Here is a 7,452-nt window from a genome sequence, read left to right on the forward strand (position 1 = left end):
CAGGAGTTGGAGGTGCTGCGGCAAGCAAAGAAACTAGACTGGGCCATATCAGAGTTCAAGAGCCACGCCATCGGTCGTGCACTGAAAGTTCCCAGCTACAGCGACACCGGCACACAGTGGAGGGCCTTGCCGGAGAACATACGCAAGACAATCGAGGATTTCAACCGGTTACCGAAGGAAGAACAATCAGTGGCGCTTTTAAGGATGCGAGAGGATCTGAAGCTTCATGCGGATAAGGTGGAAAAGTTTGCGCAGGAGCTTGATCTTTCCAAAGGTCGGGGCAGGGGCATGGGGAGAGGCTAGAAACAGAGCCAGGGACTAAGAAAACCAGGACAGGAACAGGAACAGGAACAGGAACAGGACCGGGAGTTGGGAGTCTTATATAAACATATCAAGGTAGCCCTTCAGATAGTACTTGTTGGGTTCGTTTTGCTTTTTGTTCGACGTTTTCTCGTGGGAAATATTTGAAAGTAATGTTGCGTTCAAAAGAAAAGCATTGGCGCGTGTGATGCGGTTTTCTGGCACTGAAGTTTTCTGGCTAATTGTCTTGAAGGAGGCAATCGTATATTGCCTATCTTTGTCACGCACGGCAGCGTAGTAAAGGAAGAGTTTCATTGCATCCATTTCGCACATGGATCTTCTTTGAAAGGTATGAAACGCTCTGATTTTTTGTTCTTCATCGTACAAGGCCCTGGCAGGTAGTTTGCACCAATAGCCATTGATACAGTCCTGTATGAGATAAAGATTTCTCCGCCCTATCCCTTTCCGTTCAATAAGTTTGGTCTCTTCCAAAGCGTCCAAGCCGCAAGACACTAGCTTGCGGCTCATACCTGTGATTTCCATGAGTCCATCGTAGGTTAAGTCTGTTAGCTGAATAACCTCACCCTCTTTGGATTTTATTTCTTCTGCCCAGGTTAGCATCGTAACCCATAGTTGGAGAGCCGCGATGGTGGTTGATTTGGTGACGACACTATTTCCCCACCGGAATTGCTCCGCCATGCGTCCATCCCAAATCCATCGAGTTGGCATTTTTACCCAAGGTTTTACCCTATAACTCATCCCGCACTCCTTTGCATGCCAATCACGATGATGGCGGCTAAAACGGCTACGGAAAGAATAAGTGGAACTAGTCGCTCAGAGTGCATCGAAAGCTTAGCCACAATTTCAAGAAATTTATCGAGGTAATTCATGTGCTTGAACCCTATTTAGATGTCGAAGGGTTCATTTTTAAAGGATATATGTAATTCTATCTAGATACAATGGACCGAAATTTTTAAAAATTTATGAAAAAATATAAACATTTTCATCATCTTATGATGAAAATAAACAGTTTTTTGATTCTTGTTATTAGTTCACGAAAAATACATTTTGTAGCTATAAAATCATTACTTTGTACGTACATATATCTGAAGTGGCTACCAATAAAGAGAAGACATATCAAATACGTTTGCCTGCTGAACTGTTAGAAAAATTTCGGGCTGCAGCGAGAGTAAAAGACCGATCTCCTGCAGGTGAAATTCGTGAGTTCATGAGACGTTATGTAAGTAAAGTAAAGCTGCTAATACACAGTTGCCTCGCAATCACGTATTAGATAATGAAAACGAAGATGAAGACCTTCCGTTTTGAAACCACGTATAAATCTATGTGGAGAAAATATTCCCTTTTGCTACACTCAATCGAACAATGCAAGGCATTGTTTTTTTTGGCCTGTAATGTTGCATAAGGGTTGTGCGAAATAAAGGGAGAAGAACCTCATGAAAATCGGCTATGCACGGGTTTCCACCGATGACCAGAATCTTGACCTGCAGCTGGACGCTTTAACCAGGGCGGGATGCGAGCAGGTATTTACCGATCACGGCGTCAGCGGGGTTGCCATTGAGCGTGAAGGATTGTCCCAGGCAATTGCCGCAGTCGGGAAAGGCGACGTGCTGGTTGTGTGGAAGCTGGACCGTCTGGGCCGGTCGTTGAGTTTCCTGATTGAGCTGATCGAGAAGCTGCGAAACGAAGGCGCCGGGTTTGAGAGCCTGTCGGATGGGATCGGCACCACGACAGCCGGAGGCAAACTGGTATTTCACATCATGGGTGCCTTGGCTGAGTTTGAGCGCTCATTGATATCTGAACGATCCAAAGCCGGGATGCAGGCAGCTAGGCGGCGGGGAAAGCACCTAGGCCGGCCCCACAAATTGAGCCGGGAGCAGATCAGCCATGCAGCTCAGATGATCCAGGAGGGACGGGAAACCGTATCCGGCATGGCCGGGCTGCTGAGTGTGGATCGGACTACGCTATATCGTGCGTTGAGTCTCAAAAGACAAAGGTCGGACTTTTCCTCATGAACTTTTGTTACGATCTCATCTGCATTAAGGGAATGTCACTAGTAAACTAGTATCACTAGTTAAGCTAGTATCCACTAGTTAATAATTAATGATATACTAGTGATTCCTAATTTTAAGGAAACTCCCATGCCACAATTTTATGTTGGGGATGATGTAGTTGCAGCCATATGGAAGCTAGCAAACCCTAAACCGTTTGAAAATCTATCCTTCGATACAGCTCTACGTCGAGTAATTGCTGGCTTTGCGCAAGTGGTAGAAAGACCCCTAGAGCATTCCAACAACTCGCCAGAAGAACCTATTGCTTACGTTGCTCCTCGACGTGCTCCCACTCCCAGCGCGAAACAGTGGGCAGCAAGTATTCAAGAACTAAAAAGTGTCCCGAATTTGACTTCTTGGAAGTCCATTTGCGACCATCTAGAAATAAAAACAGCAGGAGATTCAGCGAGGAGAAAACTTCAAAAATGGATTGAAAATAATAAGCCCCTGTGGCCACGAGTGCCAGATACGGGGTAAATGCAGGATCACTCAAGTTTTCTTGTTCCAGAGGAGGGCTTAAGCGATGAGGAAAAGGAACAGCTGAAAACAGCTTCGCTGCTCTAGTTAAGAGCACGCCCCTTGATATCCGAGTGATCAAAAGCCGGGATGAAAACGGCAAGGCACCGGGGAAAACGCATAACCGGGAGCAGGGAAGCTGAACGGGAGATACCTATTGCATCGCGAACAAATTGTCCTTAGACTCATACACACATAAGTGTATAAACATATATTTACGGAGAGATATGAATACAACTCGCTGGAATGTCGCTGTCTCTACCGATACCGATAAATCCCTTCGAATGTTTCTGGCTAGCCAAGGTGGCGGCAGAAAAGGCGACCTGTCGCGTTTCGTTGAAGAGGCAGTACGGGCGCACATCCTGGAACTGTCAGCCGAACAGGCCAAGGTTGCCAATGCAAACGTAAGTGAAGCAGATTTGGTATCAATGATCGATGAAGCCTTGCAATGGGCACGTAAACTCTGATGCTGGTGGTACTGGATACAAATATTCTGTTTAGTGCCTTGATCTCCCCGCATGGAAAGCCAGATGTAATCTATCGCGCATGGCGGTCTGCGCGCTTCGAGATTGTGACGTCACAATTGCAGCTGGATGAAATTCGCCGAGCTAGTCGGTATCCCAAGTTCCGGGATATTCTGCAACCAGCCAAGGTGGGCGCTATGGTCAAGAATCTGCAGCGTGCCGTGGTATTAGAGGAGTTATCCCTTTCGGTTGAAGCCGATGATCCTGACGATGCATTCCTACTGGCTATGGCGCTGGTTAGCGATGCGGATTATTTGGTAACCGGTGATCGTCGCGCCGGCTTGCTGCAGCGGGGATACATTGAACGAACTCGGATTGTTACCCCGGCGGTGTTTTGCGCTGAAGTGCTGTGACTTTGACATAGAAGTTTACTTTTTTAATACTTAACATGTTTACATGTTGAAAGGATTACATGTTCAGAATTGCAATCATTGGACAGAAGGGTGGCGATGGCAAAACCACTATTACTCTTGGTCTTGCCGTAGCGGCAACAGAAGCGGAGCAAAGCGTGGCAATCATCGACCTTGATCCTCAAGCCAATGCCACAAACTGGAAAGATCGGCGCATCGCTGAGAACCCTGCGGTCATTTCGGCCCAAGTGAGCAGACTTAAACAAACGATCCAAACTGCCCAGGACTACGGGGCAGATTTGGTTTTAATTGATACTCCTGGTCGATCAGACAGTGCAGCTATTGAAGCGGCCAGGAACGCTGATCTGGTTTTGATTCCCGTTCGTCCACAGATTTTTGGTCTTGAAACTTTAAAAGGGGTACGTGATCTGCTTCGCGTTGCCGGTGATCCTCTCGCCTACGTCATCGTTAATGGTATCCATCCTCAAGTCACCAAGGGAGTAGAAACAACTAGAGCGCTTATTGAAGACACTTTCGGATTGAATGTGGCACCTATGCATCTGTGCCAGCGTGGGAGTTATGCTGAGGCGCCGACTATCGGCAGAAGCGCACAAGAGTTAGACCCAGAAGGCAAAGCTGCTGACGAGCTACGTCGTCTTTACATGTTTACATTTGAACTTCTTAACAAATTAAATAGTGAACATTATGAGCAGAAATAAAATGGCAGCGTTACAAAACGCGCTTAAGAAGAGGTCTGAAACAGCTTCACCTGCTCCAGGACCAGTTATTACGAAGACGACGACGGCGAGTTATAAAGCACCAAGCAGGACTGGTAAAACAAACCTTACCGCGTATCTATCCCAAGACTACAAACGGAATATGCGCCTGATTCAGGCTAAGACTGGGAAAAGCTTGCAAGCCCTTATTGCCGAGTCGCTTAATGACTTATTCACTAAGTATGATGTGCCCACAATTGATCGAGAATAAAGTGTCAACATGTCTACATGTTGACACTTTATTTTGATTATAAGGACGGTAGCTAAACTTAAGGGGTTAAGTCATATTTCTGTTTATGTGGAAAAGATAGCTGGATGAAGAAGATAGATGCATCAGAAATCCCGGTGGCCTTGGACGGGGACACCCAGAATCGGATCGACAAAGCACAGAAAACTGCTCGTGCGCGCAAGCGGGAAGGGCTAGCCATCCTACATGCAAAGGGACAATTAGCCTTATGGCAAGAAAATGAGCGTGGCATACCAAACGAATTGGTCCGTTGTGCTGTGTTCTCAGCCAAGAATCGCAAGGAAAAACGAGAGGTCTACCGAGCGAATGCACCACTGATCGTGCCTGTCATCGGCGGTGGAGAGGTGATTTACATTGGCGAGGAGCTACGCCAGGACGACGAAACCGTCTGGATGCAGTTAGTTCACTTAGCTAAGGAAGCTCGCTCTGAGTGCGTGAGCTTCACACCCTACAGCTTCCTCAAGGCGATCAAATGGCCAATCAAGGGTTCGAGCTATACCAGGCTTTTAACCTCAATTCGGCGCTTAGCCACCAGTGGTTTAGAAATCTACAGCAGTCGCTTCGACAAGGGGGTAAGCACTAAGCTCATTGCGAAATACGAGTATTCCAAGGGGGCTGATACTCCTTGGAAGGTACAGGTATTCAACAAGGACGATGAGTTACTTTTTTTATTCGATAAGCTCTACAGCCGATTGGATTGGGAGACGCGGTTAGCACTACCAGAAGGGGTTACAACTTGGTTGCATGGTTTTTTTTCGTCTCATCGAGAGCCATTCGATCACAAAATTGAAACGCTTGCGGTTGGAGCAGGCCTCACCCTAGATTCTACCGAGGATGAATACTTCGATGAAGTCACCCGCATGGCGAAACGAAAAACACGATTACGAGAAGCAAAAAGAATTATCACAAGGGCGTTGGAAGCACTTCAAGAAACTAAATTTCTTGAGAGTTTCGAAGTTACACGCAGTGGGGTTGTCCGCGTAGTCAGAAGCCAGCAAGCGCTAAACAACTATTGACCTTTGACCCACATTTTCCTATGTAATCTCTCTTAAAAAGCCCTACGATAAGGGCAGCAAGTCCAACTGTTTGACCAGTTAATGAATTAACAGTTTGGAGTTGCCAAACCTATTTTGCCACTGTGCCTATAATTTACGCACTATTGACCTTTGACCCACGCACTATTGACCTTTGACCCACGCCACTATTGACCTTTGACCCACGCACTATTGACCTTTGACCCACGGTGGCTTTTAGCAACTGACTGTTTTATTAAAAGAATTACTATCTTTTTACAACCTATAACCTATTCTAACCTTTATCTTATAACCGGTTTTTAACCAAGCTTTTGTGGATAACTATCTCACAACAGGTAATTTTACGAATAAAAGATCTCTATCGAGGCTCCCAGCGGGGGCCAGTAAACCCCCCTTGCTAAAATCCCAGCATCTTTGTCATAACAAGCTGCAAAAACATCCCAAAATCTCAACAAATCCAAACAACAAAAACAAACCGAAAGACAAATCGGGCTAACCCACGAGCGGTGCAAGGGGCAATCCAGGCGGCTCAGATGACAGCGCAGCTGTCATCTGAGCTGAGCCTTACGGCTCCCCCTTTGGGCACCAGGACCCGGACAAATCAGCCCCGGATCGCTCTGCAATCCGGGGCCTCAGCCGGGTTTCTGTGGAAATTGCCCTTTGTCCATTCTGCTATTGTTTGCACGTCCGCAAAACCTGTCTTCAGGAGGAAGGGGCAAGGTGAAGCATGAGATTCATGCAGGAATGCCCTTCAGACGCGTTCTCAAGGCCGTGGAGCGTATTTCTACCTCAAGCTGAAGGAAATCTATCTCTTTTTCTATTAAACGCTCCAAAGGGCTTAAAAAGCCTCTTTTACTAAATCCGCCCCAGGGATGAGTACGAATTGAAGCTTTGAGGCAGGGTCAAGGCGGGCGCGAGCCCCCCGGCAGGGCATGGCCTTGATCCTGCCCTGAAGCGGCAGATGCTATGGCTGCGGGTGCAGGGAGGATTTGATCGCAGGTCTTTCTGCACCCTTGCCCCGTGGCGAACGCGGGGGTGGGGCAGCGCCCCACGTACTTGCGCAGCAATTGCAACAAGTCCAAAAATTCCTGCATGAATCCTGTATTTATTTGCAGCACCCGATATTCTTTCTGGAATATTTCGATATTTTTTTGAAGTAACCGATATTTTTCTGAAGCGCCCGATATATTCCTGTGCAAAAGTTGACAGTGTTATCCACTTGGCCCTGGCAGGGCTTGAGCGCTCCTGCTGATCCTCAACCCTTCATTCTTTCCGCCAGCAGGGCATCGCCCTTGCACTTCCACTGTGCTCTGCGCTCATCCTCAGGCGATACCCTGGAGAGCTCCATGAGCGCACCCAGGAGTTCCCCTCGATCCAGGAGCGGCATACCGGTCCTGGAATCCACCAGGCCTGCCAGGATCATCAAACCTGCGGCGTTATAGAGCTCGCGGTCGCGCGCCTTGCGTACAGCGATCTTTTCCTGGTTGACGATACGCGCCGCATTGACGCGTGCCTTCTGCGCCCGTTCCGCTGCCTTCTCCGCGCGCACCAGGGCTGCGAGCTTGCGCTCGTCTTCTGGCGTCCTGTCCGGCTTCTCTGCCAGCAGCAGCAACAGCCGCTGGTGATCCGAGGGGGT

General features: G+C 47.9%; 9 protein-coding genes and 1 pseudogene. 8 read left to right on the forward strand and 2 right to left on the reverse strand.

What is annotated here, in order from left to right:
- Positions 1 to 303: pseudogene (locus C8R21_RS14720) on the forward strand (MobA/MobL family protein); the annotation flags it as partial.
- Between the two features lie 75 nt (positions 304 to 378).
- Here the strand turns inward: C8R21_RS14720 and C8R21_RS14725 are convergent.
- Positions 379 to 1,059, reverse strand: a complete 681-nt coding sequence (locus C8R21_RS14725) for a DNA-binding protein (protein ID WP_107763371.1) — start codon at positions 1,057 to 1,059, stop codon at positions 379 to 381.
- Between the two features lie 695 nt (positions 1,060 to 1,754).
- Here C8R21_RS14725 and C8R21_RS14730 point away from each other — a divergent pair.
- The 7 genes from C8R21_RS14730 (at position 1,755) to trfA (ending at position 5,798) form a co-directional block, all read left to right on the forward strand.
- The gene (locus tag C8R21_RS14730) at positions 1,755 to 2,333 is read left to right on the forward strand and encodes a recombinase family protein (protein ID WP_107763372.1); all 579 of its coding nucleotides are present in this window, start codon (positions 1,755 to 1,757) and stop codon (positions 2,331 to 2,333) included.
- A 126-nt stretch (positions 2,334 to 2,459) separates the two neighbouring features.
- Positions 2,460 to 2,846, forward strand: coding sequence for a DUF4248 domain-containing protein (locus C8R21_RS15725; RefSeq protein WP_146162517.1), 387 nt, complete (start codon positions 2,460 to 2,462; stop codon positions 2,844 to 2,846).
- A 266-nt stretch (positions 2,847 to 3,112) separates the two neighbouring features.
- Positions 3,113 to 3,352 carry a ribbon-helix-helix domain-containing protein gene (locus tag C8R21_RS14740; protein WP_107763374.1) on the forward strand — a complete coding sequence of 80 codons (240 nt, stop codon included), beginning with the start codon at positions 3,113 to 3,115 and terminating at the stop codon, positions 3,350 to 3,352.
- A complete protein-coding gene (locus C8R21_RS14745) occupies positions 3,352 to 3,762 on the forward strand; it encodes a putative toxin-antitoxin system toxin component, PIN family (protein WP_107763375.1) in 411 nt (136 codons plus the stop codon). Before C8R21_RS14740 ends, C8R21_RS14745 begins: the two co-directional genes overlap by 1 nt.
- Before the next feature lie 59 nt (positions 3,763 to 3,821).
- Positions 3,822 to 4,478: a ParA family protein gene (locus tag C8R21_RS14750; RefSeq protein WP_107763376.1), complete on the forward strand. Its 657-nt coding sequence runs from the start codon at positions 3,822 to 3,824 to the stop codon at positions 4,476 to 4,478.
- 1 nt (position 4,479) lies between these two features.
- A complete protein-coding gene (locus tag C8R21_RS16000) occupies positions 4,480 to 4,746 on the forward strand; it encodes a ribbon-helix-helix domain-containing protein (protein ID WP_107763377.1) in 267 nt (88 codons plus the stop codon).
- Positions 4,747 to 4,850: 104 nt separating this feature from the next.
- Positions 4,851 to 5,798 (forward strand): plasmid replication initiator TrfA, encoded by a 948-nt coding sequence (gene trfA, locus C8R21_RS14760; protein WP_107763378.1) that lies wholly within the window; start codon positions 4,851 to 4,853, stop codon positions 5,796 to 5,798.
- A gap of 1,273 nt (positions 5,799 to 7,071) precedes the next feature.
- On the opposite strand, the gene C8R21_RS14770 is transcribed toward trfA, so the two are convergent.
- Positions 7,072 to 7,452: conjugal transfer protein TraD (locus tag C8R21_RS14770; protein ID WP_107763380.1), on the reverse strand; the 381-nt coding region annotated here is incomplete at its 5' end.

It is taken from the genome of Nitrosospira multiformis (assembly GCF_003050865.1).
Taxonomy (GTDB): Bacteria; Pseudomonadota; Gammaproteobacteria; order Burkholderiales; family Nitrosomonadaceae; genus Nitrosospira; species Nitrosospira multiformis_E.